Source organism: Roseibium sp. HPY-6, assembly GCF_040530035.1.
Lineage (GTDB): Bacteria > Pseudomonadota > Alphaproteobacteria > Rhizobiales > Stappiaceae > Roseibium.
The window spans coordinates 974,049-988,069 of the sequence record NZ_JBEWCD010000001.1; the positions used below are offsets into that span (position 1 = coordinate 974,049).

17 protein-coding genes are annotated in these 14,021 nt (G+C 56.4%); 8 read left to right on the forward strand and 9 right to left on the reverse strand.

What is annotated here, in order from left to right; all coding sequences use genetic code 11:
• Nucleotide 1: 1 nt before the first annotated feature.
• Together ABVF61_RS04635 and ABVF61_RS04640 are read right to left on the reverse strand one after the other, a co-directional pair.
• Nucleotides 2-925, reverse strand: coding sequence for a DMT family transporter (locus ABVF61_RS04635; RefSeq protein WP_353992358.1), 924 nt, complete (start codon nt 923-925; stop codon nt 2-4).
• A gap of 128 nt (nt 926-1,053) precedes the next feature.
• A complete protein-coding gene (locus ABVF61_RS04640) occupies nt 1,054-1,704 on the reverse strand; it encodes a glutathione S-transferase family protein (RefSeq protein ID WP_353992359.1) in 651 nt (216 codons plus the stop codon).
• 155 nt (nt 1,705-1,859) lie between these two features.
• Between ABVF61_RS04640 and ABVF61_RS04645 the strand changes: the two genes are divergently transcribed.
• The 5 genes from ABVF61_RS04645 to ABVF61_RS04665 all read left to right on the forward strand — a co-directional run bounded on the left by ABVF61_RS04645 (nt 1,860) and on the right by ABVF61_RS04665 (nt 4,569).
• Nucleotides 1,860-2,180: an ArsR/SmtB family transcription factor gene (locus tag ABVF61_RS04645; protein WP_502949945.1), complete on the forward strand. Its 321-nt coding sequence runs from the start codon at nt 1,860-1,862 to the stop codon at nt 2,178-2,180.
• The gene (locus ABVF61_RS04650; protein ID WP_353992361.1) at nt 2,180-2,671 is read left to right on the forward strand and encodes an SRPBCC family protein; all 492 of its coding nucleotides are present in this window, start codon (nt 2,180-2,182) and stop codon (nt 2,669-2,671) included. The genes ABVF61_RS04645 and ABVF61_RS04650 overlap by 1 nt, the downstream gene beginning before the upstream one ends.
• A gap of 24 nt (nt 2,672-2,695) precedes the next feature.
• Entirely contained in the window at nt 2,696-3,409 is a 714-nt protein-coding gene (locus ABVF61_RS04655) for a DUF899 domain-containing protein (RefSeq protein ID WP_353992362.1), read from the forward strand.
• A 194-nt stretch (nt 3,410-3,603) separates the two neighbouring features.
• Nucleotides 3,604-3,789, forward strand: coding sequence for a hypothetical protein (locus tag ABVF61_RS04660; protein ID WP_353992363.1), 186 nt, complete (start codon nt 3,604-3,606; stop codon nt 3,787-3,789).
• Nucleotides 3,790-4,383: 594 nt separating this feature from the next.
• On the forward strand, nt 4,384-4,569 hold the full coding sequence (locus ABVF61_RS04665; RefSeq protein ID WP_353992364.1) for a hypothetical protein: 186 nt from the start codon (nt 4,384-4,386) through the stop codon (nt 4,567-4,569).
• 121 nt (nt 4,570-4,690) lie between these two features.
• On the opposite strand, the gene ABVF61_RS04670 is transcribed toward ABVF61_RS04665, so the two are convergent.
• Together ABVF61_RS04670 and ABVF61_RS04675 are read right to left on the reverse strand one after the other, a co-directional pair.
• The gene (locus ABVF61_RS04670) at nt 4,691-5,092 is read right to left on the reverse strand and encodes a VOC family protein (protein WP_353992365.1); all 402 of its coding nucleotides are present in this window, start codon (nt 5,090-5,092) and stop codon (nt 4,691-4,693) included.
• Nucleotides 5,093-5,222: 130 nt separating this feature from the next.
• The gene (locus ABVF61_RS04675; protein WP_502949930.1) at nt 5,223-5,471 is read right to left on the reverse strand and encodes a SemiSWEET family sugar transporter; all 249 of its coding nucleotides are present in this window, start codon (nt 5,469-5,471) and stop codon (nt 5,223-5,225) included.
• Nucleotides 5,472-6,235: 764 nt separating this feature from the next.
• Here ABVF61_RS04675 and ABVF61_RS04680 point away from each other — a divergent pair.
• A complete protein-coding gene (locus tag ABVF61_RS04680) occupies nt 6,236-7,792 on the forward strand; it encodes a 2-isopropylmalate synthase (protein ID WP_353992366.1) in 1,557 nt (518 codons plus the stop codon).
• Nucleotides 7,793-7,898: 106 nt separating this feature from the next.
• On the opposite strand, the gene ABVF61_RS04685 is transcribed toward ABVF61_RS04680, so the two are convergent.
• The 3 genes from ABVF61_RS04685 to miaA all read right to left on the reverse strand — a co-directional run bounded on the left by ABVF61_RS04685 (nt 7,899) and on the right by miaA (nt 10,230).
• A complete protein-coding gene (locus ABVF61_RS04685) occupies nt 7,899-8,417 on the reverse strand; it encodes a GNAT family N-acetyltransferase (protein ID WP_353992367.1) in 519 nt (172 codons plus the stop codon).
• A gap of 91 nt (nt 8,418-8,508) precedes the next feature.
• On the reverse strand, nt 8,509-9,048 hold the full coding sequence (locus ABVF61_RS04690; protein ID WP_353992368.1) for a GNAT family N-acetyltransferase: 540 nt from the start codon (nt 9,046-9,048) through the stop codon (nt 8,509-8,511).
• 228 nt (nt 9,049-9,276) lie between these two features.
• Nucleotides 9,277-10,230, reverse strand: a complete 954-nt coding sequence (gene miaA, locus ABVF61_RS04695; protein WP_353992369.1) for a tRNA (adenosine(37)-N6)-dimethylallyltransferase MiaA — start codon at nt 10,228-10,230, stop codon at nt 9,277-9,279.
• On the opposite strand from miaA, the gene serB reads away from it, so the two are divergent.
• Nucleotides 10,214-11,104 (forward strand): phosphoserine phosphatase SerB, encoded by an 891-nt coding sequence (gene serB / locus ABVF61_RS04700; RefSeq protein WP_353992370.1) that lies wholly within the window; start codon nt 10,214-10,216, stop codon nt 11,102-11,104. The two genes, miaA and serB, sit on opposite strands and share 17 nt — an antisense overlap.
• 168 nt (nt 11,105-11,272) lie before the next feature.
• Here serB and ABVF61_RS04705 read toward each other — a convergent pair whose 3' ends face one another.
• Nucleotides 11,273-11,785, reverse strand: a complete 513-nt coding sequence (locus tag ABVF61_RS04705) for an Hcp family type VI secretion system effector (RefSeq protein ID WP_299473606.1) — start codon at nt 11,783-11,785, stop codon at nt 11,273-11,275.
• A 543-nt stretch (nt 11,786-12,328) separates the two neighbouring features.
• On the opposite strand from ABVF61_RS04705, the gene ABVF61_RS04710 reads away from it, so the two are divergent.
• Nucleotides 12,329-12,973, forward strand: a complete 645-nt coding sequence (locus ABVF61_RS04710; protein ID WP_353992371.1) for a class I SAM-dependent DNA methyltransferase — start codon at nt 12,329-12,331, stop codon at nt 12,971-12,973.
• Nucleotides 12,974-13,031: 58 nt separating this feature from the next.
• Here the strand turns inward: ABVF61_RS04710 and ABVF61_RS04715 are convergent, their stop codons facing one another.
• Nucleotides 13,032-13,940: a LysR family transcriptional regulator gene (locus tag ABVF61_RS04715; protein ID WP_353992372.1), complete on the reverse strand. Its 909-nt coding sequence runs from the start codon at nt 13,938-13,940 to the stop codon at nt 13,032-13,034.
• Nucleotides 13,941-14,021 lie beyond the last annotated feature (81 nt).

The following is a 14,021-nucleotide window of genomic DNA, read 5'->3' on the forward strand; positions in this document are numbered from 1 at the left end:
TTCAGCTGTCGTCACCGCCGCTGAGCTTGCCGCTCCCGGCGGATGACTTCGGCCGCGCGCTCAGGAGGCCGGGCAGGATGACACCTGCCACTATGAGAGCGCCACCTATCAGAATGTCCGACGTCATCTCTTCGCCGAGCGCCACATAGGCAATCACGAATGTGAAGACCACGGACAAAACGGCGAGCAGTGCCGCTGTTACGGTCGAAACGGTTGCCATGGCTTCATACCACAAGTAATACCCGACCGCCGTCGACAGAACACCAAGCAGAACAAGTAACATCATGTCGGGCACCGTCGCTTCCAAAGGATAGAGCAAGAGGCTTGGCGTAAGAACGAGTGCGCTTGGCAGGAGGATCTTCAAGAGAACCTCCATGCGATCCATTGTCGTTTTCGTGTTCTTGACCGAGCGTGCGCTGCCAACGATGAAGATTGCCCAAGAGAACCCGGCGCCAAGCTCCCAAAAGTCTCCGACCCAATTACCGGAAGCACCGGCATCAAAATCGTGCCGTACGGTAAAGTAGACACCCAACAGCGCGATACCTGTGGCAAGGACATCGTACCAACGTATTTTCTCGACACCGGCGACAACCAGAAACAACAGCACAAAAAACGGTGCGGTGTTTTCCAGCACCATCGCATTGGTGGCACTGGTGTGCTCCAGCCCCACATGGAATGTAATATAGTTCAGCGTGAAGCCAGCGCTTGCGAGCAGATTGAAACGGTCCAGCTGGAAAAGGTTCGGTCGTCTGCCGGACACCGTCAGCATCAAAAAAATCACCGAACAGGCGATCCACAACCGGAATACGGCGATCTGAAGTCCGTGCAGATCGGTGGTCAGGTACCTGACCATGACCGAGTTGGCCCCCATCAGAAAAGCGGCCACGAAACCGAACGCCAGCGCAATCGCATAAGACTTTGTCATTGACTGGTATCGTAGCGACCGGGCATCCGTCCGGCAAATGCAGGCGGCCGCGCGCGCGACCGCCATACCCTGTTGTTGGTTGACCCGCTAAACGCGGGTCGGACGCCTGTTTCAAAACGCGCCTGCGATCACTCGGCCGCCTCCGATGCGGGCGCCGGCGCTGTTTTTGCCCAGGCGGGATGAGCCTCGAGGCTTTGCAGCCAGGCAAGGACCTTTGGGAACTCCAACAGCGGCACTTGCGATTGCGGATGCAACGCGAGCGCGGAGTGGCTGCCCACGGAAAAATCGACGACGGTCGGCTTGTCACCAAGGACAAAGTCCCGGTCCGACAGGTGATCTTCAAGCACACCCGCGAAGCGCCTGAAATTATCCTGACCGGCGCTGATTTTCTCCTCGTCAGCCGGTCCGATCCCGAAAACCTGCTTTGCCACTGTTTCCCAAACGATGTCGCCAAGGGCACGATTGAAGTGCTGCACTTCCCATGACTGCCAGCGCAGGACCTCAATACGTCCCATGCGGTCTGAGGGACAGAATTCCTCGGCACCCCGGCGATCCGCAAGATAGATCATGATCGGATTGGCTTCCCAGAGCGTGAAATCACCGTCAACCAGCACCGGCACCTTCACGTTTGGATTGATCGCGCGGAATTCATCGGTCTGATGTTCGCCTGCAAACAGATTGAACTTTTGAACGTCGGTCTCTTGTTCCAGTCCCAGATGATGAACTGCTGCCAGAACACGCCGGCTGTTGGGGGACAAGTCAGTTACATAAAGTTTCATGTCTTTCTCTCCTGTTCGGACCGGCTGCGCAATAATCTGAGCCCGGCCATTGTCGAGCATTTCAGCGGGCTTTTGACTTTACTCAACCAATTAGTTGACTATAATGAATTCCCATGATAGTCAACCAAAAGGTTCACTTTATGACTGTGCAGCAAATGGCTCAACTGGACGCAACATTTTCGGCTCTCAGCGACGGCACCCGGCGCGCGATCGTCGCCCGGCTTGCCGACGGCGAGACGACGCTCTCCGATCTTGCAGCCCCCTTCGACATGTCGCTTACGGCGGTCTCCAAGCATCTGCGGGTTCTGTCGGATGCAGGTCTTGTCGATATCGAAAAACGGGGACGCACACGCCACTGCCGTCTGAAAGGTGCGCCGATCAAGGAAGCCGTCGACTGGCTCAGCAAATACGAATCCTTCTGGATCGACCGCTTCGACGCCCTCGCCCGCCATCTCGCAAAGGAGGATAACGACTGATGACCGTTCAAGAGATCGAAAAAGACTTTCTGAAATCGGATCCAGGACAGGAGCCCGTGATCGTGGAAGGACTGTTCCGGGCTGCTCCGGCGCGGGTTTTCCGCGCCTTCACGGAACCGGCTGAGGTGCAAGCCTGGTTCGTCCCGAAAGCCGGTGGGCTGGTGTCTGTCGATATTGACCTGAAGGTCGGCGGGAAATGGTGCTTCGTCATTGAAAAGACCCAGGACAAGCAAATCCATTTCGAAGGGGAATATCTTACCATCGACGCGCCGAACCGGCTGGAGTTCAGCTGGCGCCACGTTCAGGAATTTGCCGACGGCACGCGCGAGGCAACCGACACTTCGCAGGTCGCGATCACCTTTACGGAGGCCGGCAAGGCCACGGAAGTGAAGCTACGCCACGAAGCGATTAAAACCGAGGACGCCCGCAGAGGTGTTGGCGGCGGCTGGAACGGCTGCTTCAGGCGTCTTGATGAAATCATTTCGGTCTGAGTTTCAAGAGTTCAGGAGAACACCATGACATCCCAACAGTTTGTCAGCCGGGAAGACTGGCTGAAAGCCCGCAAGGCACTGCTCGCACGCGAAAAGGCCTTTACGAAGGAACGCGATGAACTCTCGGCCGCACGTCGCGACTTGCCATTGGTTCTGGTCGAAAAAGACTATGTTTTTGACACCGAAGACGGCCGGAAGTCCCTGGGAGAACTCTTCGGCCCGCTTCCCCAGTTGGCAGTCTATCACTTCATGTTCGGCGAAACGTGGGAAGAGGGCTGTCCCAGCTGTTCGTTCTGGGCGGACAACTACGATCACCTCGACACGCATCTGGCTGCGCGCGATACGAAACTGATCGCGATTTCAAATGCACCGCTCACGACGCTGCAGGCTTACAAACAGCGTATGGGCTGGACCTTTGACTGGGCGTCGACCGCCAGAAATGGATTTGGCGTCGATTTCGGCGTCACTTTCCCCGATAAGAAGGACCCGACAGGCAGAGGCTACAACTATAGCGGCCGGGACACTGTCCACTCCGAGGAACTGCCGGGCGTCAGCACTTTTCTGAAACTTGAGGACGGCCGTATCGGTCACAGCTACTCCACTTATGGCCGTGGGCTCGACATCTTGAACATGGCCTACAACATCCTGGACCTGACCCCGATGGGCCGGCACGAAGAAGGCCTCCCCTACGCCCAGGCCTGGGTCCGCAGGCGCGACATGTATGGGAATGAGGCATAGGGCATCAGTCGGGTTATGTCGCGTGCCTGTCATATGAATAAGCAATGAAAACGGTGCATCGGTCCAAAAACGATCACCAAAACTGAACTTGACTTCACGTCTTGTAATGGAAGGCCATCCCTTTAGTGCGCGTTAAGCTTCCGCGGCCAACGTCGGTCCATCCAATGGGATGGAACAGATCGAAGGAGATGGAAATGGACGTAGGATCCGCGAGTGCCGCTGCAAGCAGCGCTCAAGCTCTCAAATCGGACGCATATGCTTCCAAACCAACAGCGCCAGGGCAGTCCGGGGCGTCGAGTGTTGATACGGCCGCAAGTGCGTCCAGCACCCCGGCAGCTCCGCCACCAGGCCTTGGTGAGGCCGTTGATATTCAGGCCTGATTGACCAGTAAAAAGTGAGCGACACCAGAGGTTTCACCTATGAAACTGTGGGTCATCGCGTAACACAAAAGAAACGGGCCCGGCGGAGTACGCCGGGCCCGTTTCTATTCGACAGCGTTAAAGGTCAGCACGCCGTGCCGCCCTTACTTTATTTGTCTGCTTTGGCCCAGTTCAGGCGGCGAATGGATTTATTCGCGTCGCCGAAAGAGCGGTATAGCTTGCGGGGAAGCCAGCTCAGGCGTGGACGATTGTAAGTCAGTCCGTCACGTACAAGTAAACAATGTGCAACATGTATATTCATCTTAAATCTCCTTGAGCTAAACATAGTGCACGTAGTGCACTTTTACAAGGATTTCAAGATACGACGGTTAATTAAATTTCCGTAATGGACTCAATGACTCCAAGGTGAGATGATCGCGCATGTCGCGATACAAAAGACCTGCACAATGCCTTTTTTGAGAAACAGCCAGCCAGCAAAAAATAGCCCGGCAAAGAAGTAGATTGAAAAAAGTGTCGGCGTCGTTACGATCGCTCATCTGTCTCTTGACTTAACTGTCGTCGCGAAAGGCACGCTACGTTAGACGGATAGGTATGATGAACCTTTCGCCAACTGAGAAGAAATTCTTGCGGTTGCTGAACGCAGGCCGTCACCGGTTTGTGAACATAGAGGCCCTGCGGCTTCGCGCACTCGAGGAGGCAGGCTTGTTGCGAAGAGTTGGTATCATGCCGCTGGATGTCGTCCTGACGGGCGAAGGCCGGAAGTATCTCGAAGACCTTTAAACGCTTTTCTGATGTCAAATATCGGCTGGCCTAAAGGCTGGCACACTCTTGAGAGCATCTGACCGCAAAACCCGGCGCTCGTCGTTGAGGAACCGGATGGACAATTGCGAAAGCTGTCAACTCAAACACCCATCCAAACCAGCTCCAGTCGAATGCCGCCCGGCTCTGCGAACATCATATGTTTTCGCGGCCCTGACCCCATGAATTCCGGCATGAACTCGACAACCGCCCCGGGCCACGCGGCAACCTCGTCCGCAAGCCTCAGGAGATCCGCTTCCGTATCGACTTGCAGAGCAAGGTGATGCAGCCCGATATTGTGTCTCCGGTCAAAGTCTTTCGGCGGCACGGAGTGATCGACCTGCCAGAGAGTTAGACGCAGGTTGCCATCCGTTATGGAATTTCTCGGGTAAGACGCATCGCGCGCCGTTTCCTGCCAGCCCAGAACGGTCACAAAAAAACGCGTCGTCTGATCGAGATCGGCGACGGCCAGTCCAAGATGGTTCAACCCCGATGTGTTTGACACGAATTTCTCCCACAACACTTGCCTCTTCAGTCCGGTACCACAAGCGATAGCCTGCCGGCACCAAAGACACAACGCCGAGGCCGCACTCCAAAAAAACTTCGCTTAGGAACGGAAGTCTTGAGAAACCGCTTTACTTGTAAATCAGTTTTGCGGTTACGATCGCGCCAACCAGGATGACCGATATCACGTTCGCCACGATGAGTGGCCACGCGTCAATGGCAATCCCGTAGATGAGCCATAGCGCAACGGTCGCAAGAACGAGGAGGTTCGCGGAAAGTGACAGGTCTTTCGTTTCCCGCGTACGCCAGGTTTTTATCGTTTGCGGCAACCAGCATATGGTCCCGAGAATTGCTGCAATAAATCCAATTGTCTCTGCCAAAATCACCTCTCTTTTATTGGTATGCGCCGTCTTGTGCCGACACCATCCGAGCGACACTTTTTTGAAGCTCAAGTCGGAACTGCCGCTGATGCTTTCGGCTCACATGCTTGCGTGAAGCGCACGGGAACCTCTGCCTCTTGCAGTTCTGGCAGGCGGGCACCTGGTCTTATGCACCCGCCCGATCCTGCAGCTGTCGGAAAGTTGAAAAGTTGATAGGCCGCGATCTTTGCAACCGCACCGAAGCGTTTGCAAGCCGAATTTTCAAAACCCGATTTCTGGAAAACACCCCTGACACGCAAGGGTAATGATACGTACCATTAAAGCGGTGGCGGGCAATTTATTGAAAAAGGTATCCATTGCCCGATGCTGTCGGTCGCTTAACAGGGCAGCCAAAGAACCCCACTTGCATCAATTCGTATCCTGCCTTAAGAACAGACCCGTTAACCACCTGCTTACGCTTTTGTCTCAAGCTTGGTGGCTGTTACGGCAAGACGACCAAAGGCCAGAGTTGAAACCCATGATCGCGGCACGCGACATTTCCGGTTCTACGATCCACGCGCTGAATAAGCGCGGCGGCCTCCTTCTACTTGGCGATCTCCTCCTTCTTAGATGCCCCTGAGCGTCGGCTGATCCGCTTATTGATCTGGCGGAACGGACACTTAGGGGAGATACTTCGACACAGCGCACTACGAATTCCGGATCGCGTGACGGTTCCACCTGAATAACGGTTCTGAACTGCCGATCCAAGCCAGGGACGATATGACATGACTGCCACCTCTGAAACGGATCATATCCGCATCTTCGACACCACATTGCGCGACGGCGAACAATCGCCCGGCGCGTCCATGACGCTGGAAGAAAAGCTGCAGATTGCCGAAATCCTCGACGACATGGGCGTCGACATTATCGAAGCAGGTTTTCCAATTGCCTCCAACGGCGACTTTGAAGCCGTCAGCGAGATTGCCAAACGCTCGAAAAACTCCGTGATTGCAGGCCTCGCCCGCGCGATCCACGCCGATATCGACCGCTGCGGTGAGGCGGTAAAGCATGCCGCCAAGGGCCGGATCCACACCTTCGTCTCCACCTCGCCGATCCATCTGAAGTTTCAGATGAACAAATCCCAGGACGAGGTGATGGACATCATTACCGATACGGTGACCCGCTCGCGCAATCTGATCGACGATGTCGAGTGGTCCGCGATGGATGCTACCCGAACGCCGATCGACTATCTGTGCCGCTGTGTGGAAGCCGCCATCAAGTGCGGTGCAACCACCATCAATTTGCCCGACACGGTCGGATACGCGACGCCGGATGAATACAAAGCCATGTTCGAGGACATCCGCGAACGTGTTCCAAACAGCGACCAGGCCATTTTCTCCGTTCATTGTCACGACGACCTGGGTCTGGCCGTTGCCAATTCTCTGGCCGGTGTTGCTGGCGGCGCTCGCCAGATTGAATGCACGATCAACGGCCTCGGTGAACGCGCCGGCAACGCGGCGCTGGAGGAGATCGTCATGGCGATCCGCACGCGCGGAGACGTTCTGCAATACGCCACCCAGATCGATCCGAAGTTCATGGTCCGTGCGTCGAAGATGGTTGCCGGCGCATCCGGCTTCGCGGTTCAGTACAACAAGGCAATCGTCGGCAAGAATGCCTTTGCTCATGAAAGCGGCATCCACCAGGACGGCATGCTGAAGAACGCGGAGACCTATGAGATCATGCGTCCGGAAGATGTCGGTGTGAAAGCAACGTCACTGGTGATGGGCAAGCATTCCGGTCGTCATGCCTTCCGCGACAAGCTGCGTGAACTGGGCTTCGAGCTGGGCGACAACGCTCTGCAGGATGCCTTCCGCCGGTTCAAGGATCTGGCTGACCGCAAGAAACACGTCTACGACGAAGACATCGAGGCTCTGGTCGAGGATGAAATCAACATCCTGGGCGAAAGCACCAAGGTCATTGCACTGACCGTGATTGCCGGCACCGGAGGACCGCAGAAGGCGATCCTGACGATGGACGTCAACGGTCAGCACATCACCAAGGAAGCAACCGGCGACGGTCCGGTCGATGCGACCTTCAACGCGATCAAGGCCATCGTGCCCCACGAGGCAACCTTGTCGCTCTACCAGGTTCATGCCGTCACCGAAGGCACCGACGCCCAGGCCGAAGTCTCTGTGCGGCTGGAAGCCGAGGGCCGCATCGCAACCGGCAAGGGCGCCGACACCGACACCCTGGTTGCCTCCGCGCGTGCCTATGTGTCGGCCATGAACAAACTCGCCTTGCGCCAGCAAACCGGCAACCCGGGCGCTCTGCAGGCGGTCTGAGTGTCTCTATTAGCGCGAATTCATAGGGCCGCCTTTGCGGCCCTTACTTTTTGACCTTGCACTGCTTCGAGGTTCCGGACCGTCAGCGTTGCCTATGAGGCCTATGTCAAACCGCCTCATGCCGCTCAATCCGGTAAAACGTGCAGGGAACACCATCCCTTTCCATGTCGAACCAATAGGTGAACCCCGCCTTCTGCATCACCTTCAGGGACGCCAGGTGCTCTGAATGGGCAAAGGCGATCAGGAATCTGTTGTCCGTTTTTTCGAAAAACCACTTGGCAAGCCCCCTGGCAATCTCCGTCGCATACCCCCTGCCCCATGCCGCCTGCTTCAGGCTGTAGCCAACCTCAAACCCGTCCGGTGCCTTCATCCAGGTCAGTCCGGCACGGCCAATGAAATCGCCGTCCCGGGTGAGCAGCTTCCACTTGGAAAGCCCATTGTCCCGATGGTGTTGCACATAGGTATTCAGACGCCGCTCGACCTCTTCGGCCGACATTGGCGCCAGACCCGGTGACAGATAGCGATTGACCTCCGGATCGGAGTGAAGATCGAAAAGGAGCGGAAAGTCTGATTCCTGAAAAGGCTCAACCCGAAGGCGTTCGGTCGTCAGAATAATTTCAGCCAAATCTCAGTCTTCCAAAAGAAAAGCCGCGTTCAACGCGGCCAAGGTTACGGGTTCTTTTGGGGAATTTCCAGCCTGCAACCGTTGGTCGGTATCAGGCACTCATCAGGTAGGACTGCATGGACGGACTGAACAGCTGAAAGACGTCGGCCTGCATCCCCTCAATCACTTTGCTTTCCCGGTGGCAAAACCCGACGTCACGGACCACATTGCGCACATCCCTGTTGTCCGTCCGCACGACGGCCACAAGGTGCGAGAAGTAGGTGTGTTCGAAAAACCAGCCGGTCAGTGCCTCGCACAGCCGTGTCGCCAGTGTCTCATCCTGCTCCAGCACCTCGTTGAGCAGGCAGTAGTTCAGACTGATCTCCGATGTCTCGCTGACCGGCGTAAACCCGGCCCAGCCGAGAAACCGTCCCGTTTCGGAAACAGCCTTCCACTTGGCAAAGCCCAGGTCGGCCTGGTTTTGCAAGGCCGAACGCACAAGATCCGCTGCATCGGCGATCGTGCAGTCGGTCGAATATTCAGTACATCGGTTGCCAAAAGGGTCGGAGTGAAGGTTTTTGACGAGATTTATATCGGACGGGGAAAAGGGAACAAGCCGCACTGAGCCACATTCGAGAAATATCGTCTGCACCGTGGTCCTCCTATGCAATCAGGTTTTGCGCCGATGTTCTGAGGGAAGTGTACAAACTCCCGAAACTCGATTGCCGGACGCCTAACCCTGAATTGTGCCAACCCGAAGGCAGACAAAAGTATAGTGTCAAAAAAGGCAAAAATATATGCGTATTACCAACAGGTTACCGTAAAACCGCTTGCTGCATCGCACCACCTTTAAGTTGACTTGATGACATTAGTCCGCACGTCACAAACAGTCTTTGTCGATTCCCTTTGACGGATCAACCCGTTGCCAATCCGGCATCTGATTGCGGAACCACGTTTCCTGGCGCTTCGCGTATTGACGCGTTGCAACAGTGAGCCTGTGGACTGTTTCCTCCAGATCCCTGGTCCCGGCCAGATAGTCTCGCACTTCGCTCACACCGATCGCCCGCATGGCCGGCAGTTTTTCGGAAAGATTCAAGGCAAGCAGTTTCCTGACTTCTGCGATCCCGGCGCTTTCCAGCATGAGAAGCGCGCGCTGCTCGATGCGGGCATGCAGCCAGGAACGGGGCGGAGCCAGCACGATCCGGGTGCAGGTGTCCGGCGCCAGATAAGGCGCGGACTGCGCCTTCTGCTGCCAAGCACCAAGCGGCTCGCCCGTTGCCTGCAGCACTTCCAGCGCGCGCGTAAGCCGCTGCGGATCAGCAAGCGCCTGTGCAGCCGCCTCGTCGCCAAGGTGCGTGAGTTGCTTCTTCAGTCCTTCCACGCCCTCCCGGTCCGCCAGATCCCGCGCCGCGTCACGTATGTCATCGGGAATCGCCGGCAATTCGGCAAAGCCCTCCGTCAGTGCCTTGAAATAAAGACCGGTACCACCAACCAAAATCGGTGTCCTGCCTTCGGCTTCGACAGCCTCAATTTCCCGTATCGCCAGACGTAGCCACGCCCCGGTGGAAAACGCGGTCGATGCGGGCAAGACACCATAAAGCCTGTGCGGGATCCGGTTTTCTTCGTCGATCGAAGGACGCGCGCTGATTATGCGCAAATTTTCATAGAGCTGCATGGAATCGGCATTAATGATCACACCGTCACAGGCTTCTGCAAGGTTGAGCGCCAAAGCGGACTTGCCGCTTGCAGTCGGGCCAGCTATCAGAATGGCGCGGCTTTCAACAAGCTGTTTCCTTTCGCCTTCCAGGGATGCATCCATGTCTTTTGTTGCCACTTTGGTGTCTACTCCAACAGCCCCGGCTGTTGATCAGGAACTTGTCAGGCGTGCCGAAGACGTCCTTGGAGTAAGTAACGCCGCGACAATCCTGAGCGCCGGAGTTGCTGCCGATATCCGCTTCGAAACACCCGACGCAGCATCCGCTGATACCATGTTGCGTGATCTCGTCGGCTCTGCCCCTGTTGACGTCTTTGTGCAACCGGAACACGGCCGCCGCAAGCACCTTCTCATTGCGGACATGGATTCCACCATGATCCGGCAGGAGTGCATCGACGAACTGGCTGCCGAACTTGGCCTGAAAGACAGAATTTCGGCAATCACCGAGCGCGCCATGCGCGGCGAAATCGAGTTTGAACCAGCGCTGCGTGAACGGGTCGGTCTCCTAACGGGTTTGCCCGTGTCGGCGATCGGCACCGTCCTGAGCAACCGGATTGTGCTGATGCCGGGTGGACGCACGCTGGTCCAGACCATGAAGGCAAATAGCGCCTATTGTGCGCTGGTATCGGGTGGGTTCACGCATTTTACCAAGGCGGTCTCCGCAATGATCGGTTTTGACGAGAACCAGGCCAACACACTTCTGGAAGACGGCGGCAAGCTTACGGGCAAGGTTGGTGAGCCGATTCTTGGAAAGGATGCAAAACGTGTCCGCCTTGAAGAGCTGGTAGCTGAAAAGAACCTGGCCTTTGAAGACACCCTGGCTGTCGGTGACGGGGCAAATGATCTCGCCATGATTGAAAAGGCGGGGTCAGGCGTTGCCTACAGGGCGAAGCCCGCCGTTGCAAAGGCGGCGGATTTCCGTGTCGACCACGGTGACCTGACAGCCCTGCTGTATTTGCAGGGATATTCGGAGCAGGACTTTGTGCTGAGCTGATGAGCTGAAGCGCTTTGCGCTCGCATGCTTCGAAATCTTCAGACAATTCAAGCGCCCAAATGAAATCCGCCCGGTGTGAGAAGACCGGGCGGTTGCAGTTGGCGGGCGGGGGGTAGGTCCGCCGGCTGGGGGCCGGTTCAATGCCGGCCTCCGCGTTATTGCCTTGGATCAGGTGACCGGAGCGCGGTAATCGTCGGATGCGCTTGTTCCGGCAACTTCGTGGGTCCACTCGCACTTGCGGTAGGTGAACGAGAACTGGTCTATGTCACCGCGCGAGGCGTTGGCTTCGTCGTTGACGTCCGGAAGGATCGTCTTGCCTTCCACCAGAACCGCGTCGATGAACTTGATCGTGTAGTAGTGCTCCTGAACGCCTGCCGTGGACGTGCGCCAGAACTCAACTTCGATCTCGAGCGCTTCACCGGTTGCCAGTGCCTGCCAGAAGAGCGGGGTTGCCTTGTCGACAGGCTTGACGAAGGTCGTCGGCAAGTGGCGGCGCGTAGCGATGATGGAACCGGACTGCGGATCACGCGGCACGACTGCGTTCTGTTCCAGGGCATAAACGAGGGACTGGCCTTCGTGGCCTTCCTGCCACAGGTTGCCGATGCTGTCGCCTGTGGTTGCGTCTGCAGTCATGTCGCCTTGGGTTGCGCCTGTGGCTTTGAGGTAAGCGATATTGGACATTTTGATCTCCTGGCTCTGTGCTGCTCGGCAGCTTTGATTTGAATTCCGGGGCGCTGGATTTGTGTTTGGCGCCGATGCCAGGAGAATTGCAACGGGTGTGCCAGCTTGCGGAAATTTCCTCAAACCACTGAAAAATATGCGATTATTTTATTTTCGCGGCGCATTAACGACTGTGTCACTGTGCAGAAATCTGCACAGCTCCGGTTAAGCTGCGAGGAAACACGCGCAAGTCCAGTGTGACGAACATCACAAAATGCGTTCAAAGGGCCTGCCGGGAGACAAATTGGACCGCTGAACGTGCGAAAATCCCACGCCGCTTACAACAGCGCGCAGCCGTTCAAGCTGAAATTTTCACGCGCAAAAGACCGTCCACGCTGAATGAAAACTGACCCGGACAGATGGCGGTGGCTGAAGTTCAAATGCGTGAACCCACCGGATGCTCCGCGTCCATGCGCATGCGGTGTTCGACTTGATTGCGTCTTCTTGCCCCCTTAGGCTTTCAGGCAACCAATGCTGGAACCTGCTTTGAAAGGAAACGCCCCGATGGCGGCAAGCGACAAGGGGAAGGCCATTCTTGAGAATGCCTACAGGCTCTCGACCCCGGACGACAACAAAACCTACTATCGGGAATTCGCGCAGTCTTACGACGAGGACTTTGCCGATGCGCTTGGGTTTGTCTATCCGCAGACCATTGCCAAAATCTATTCTGCAAAGGCAGTGGCTGAGGACATTCCGGTGGCCGATATCGGTTGTGGCACCGGTCTGGTCGCCGAGGCGCTCGCCCTCCCCGCACGGGATATCGACGGCATGGATATTTCTTCAGAGATGCTGTCCCACGCTGCCAAGAAATCGCTTTACCGCCGCACGTATGAAATCGATCTCACAACGGATCTGTCGCCGATCTGCAACGACTACGGCGCGGTCGTGTCGTCCGGAACTTTCACCCATGGCCACCTTGGACCGGATGCTCTGACCAACCTTCTTGCAATCGCGCGTGAAGGTGCCCTCTTCGTCATCGGTGTGAACCGCTCACATTTTAAAAGTCTTGGCTTCCAGGAGACGCTAGCCGGATTGGCCCGTGTCCGGCGGATATCAGAACCGAGCCTTGAGGAGGTCCGGATTTATTCAAAGGACGATCACGAACACTCGGGCGATATGGCAATGGCGGTCTCCTACCGGAAACTGTGACCGCGTTCGTCTCTTTTCGGTCCGCCGCTTCGAATTATCAGTGACCCTTGGCTGACGTTCAAAGCGAAGTTCCACTCGGCATTGCCAGAACATCTTCCGTAATTGCCGAAGTTGCGTGGTCAAAAAACGCATGCACGCGAGCGCTTCGGCGCACGTCCGGGTGTGCCAGCACCCAAAGGTCCCAGTTGACGCGATCATCCGGTTCTCCGATGCGAACAAGCTGTGGGTCCTTCTCGGCAAGATAAGTGGGCAGGACTGCAATCCCCAATCCCGACCTGGTCAAATCCAGAGCCCCCATGACCGTGTTGACGGTCGTTGTCGGCGCATTTGCGGATTTCCGGCTCTTGGCAATCTGGCTCATGGGGGATCGGTTGAGACTGTCATCCAGAAGAACCCAACGGAGCTGTTCCGGCGGCAGGTCACTTGCAGCTGCCCAGTAATCCCTGTGCGCATAAGCAGCGCAAATGATTGGAAGCAGTTTCCGGCCAACCCAGTGCTCAGGCGGGTTTTGGGTCGGCCGCAAGGCGATGTCCGCATCGCGCTGCATCAGATCAAGCGGCTCTGCATCTGACAAGATCCGCAATTCGACGTCCGGATGTTGTTTCTGAAAATCCACTATCACCGGTGTCAGGCAATTCAGCAGCGAGTCCGTGGTCGTGACTGTCAGTTTCCCCTCAAGACGAAGATCTTTGCCCGCGAGCGCCATTTCGATGCTGTTCATACCATCACAAAGCACGATCGCCCGTTGGTAGAACAACTCCCCGGCAGGCGTCATGACATAGCCGTGGCTTTGCCGGTCAAAAAGCCGGACTCCCAACCTGTCTTCGACGCCCGCGATGCGGCGGAAGACCGTCGAATGGTTGACACCCATCATCCTTGCGGCGCCCGCAAGGCTGCCAGCCTCGCATACCGACAGGACATAAGGCACGTCACTCCAATCGAGATTCTGCACTCTCTGTGCTTTCATGCAAGAACCATTTGCGTAATTGGTGAATTTACTTGCAGGTTTTAGCAGTCATACTTGCCGCATGCAACGATATGGAGCAGA

Bases quoted from the DNA above. Each gene is read 5' to 3' on its own strand.
- ABVF61_RS04635 (WP_353992358.1), bottom strand. From the start codon at position 925: ATGACAAAGTCTTATGCGATTGCGCTGGCGTTCGGTTTCGTGGCCGCT.
- ABVF61_RS04705 (WP_299473606.1), bottom strand. From the start codon at position 11,785: ATGTCCAATATCGCTTACCTCAAAGCCACAGGCGCAACCCAAGGCGAC.
- ABVF61_RS04665 (WP_353992364.1), top strand. From the start codon at position 4,384: ATGAACCTTTCGCCAACTGAGAAGAAATTCTTGCGGTTGCTGAACGCA.
- ABVF61_RS04655 (WP_353992362.1), top strand. From the start codon at position 2,696: ATGACATCCCAACAGTTTGTCAGCCGGGAAGACTGGCTGAAAGCCCGC.
- ABVF61_RS04640 (WP_353992359.1), bottom strand. From the start codon at position 1,704: ATGAAACTTTATGTAACTGACTTGTCCCCCAACAGCCGGCGTGTTCTG.
- serB (WP_353992370.1), top strand. From the start codon at position 10,214: ATGTCTTTTGTTGCCACTTTGGTGTCTACTCCAACAGCCCCGGCTGTT.
- ABVF61_RS04645 (WP_502949945.1), top strand. From the start codon at position 1,860: ATGGCTCAACTGGACGCAACATTTTCGGCTCTCAGCGACGGCACCCGG.
- ABVF61_RS04715 (WP_353992372.1), bottom strand. From the start codon at position 13,940: ATGAAAGCACAGAGAGTGCAGAATCTCGATTGGAGTGACGTGCCTTAT.
- ABVF61_RS04680 (WP_353992366.1), top strand. From the start codon at position 6,236: ATGACTGCCACCTCTGAAACGGATCATATCCGCATCTTCGACACCACA.
- ABVF61_RS04660 (WP_353992363.1), top strand. From the start codon at position 3,604: ATGGACGTAGGATCCGCGAGTGCCGCTGCAAGCAGCGCTCAAGCTCTC.
- ABVF61_RS04710 (WP_353992371.1), top strand. From the start codon at position 12,329: ATGGCGGCAAGCGACAAGGGGAAGGCCATTCTTGAGAATGCCTACAGG.
- ABVF61_RS04650 (WP_353992361.1), top strand. From the start codon at position 2,180: ATGACCGTTCAAGAGATCGAAAAAGACTTTCTGAAATCGGATCCAGGA.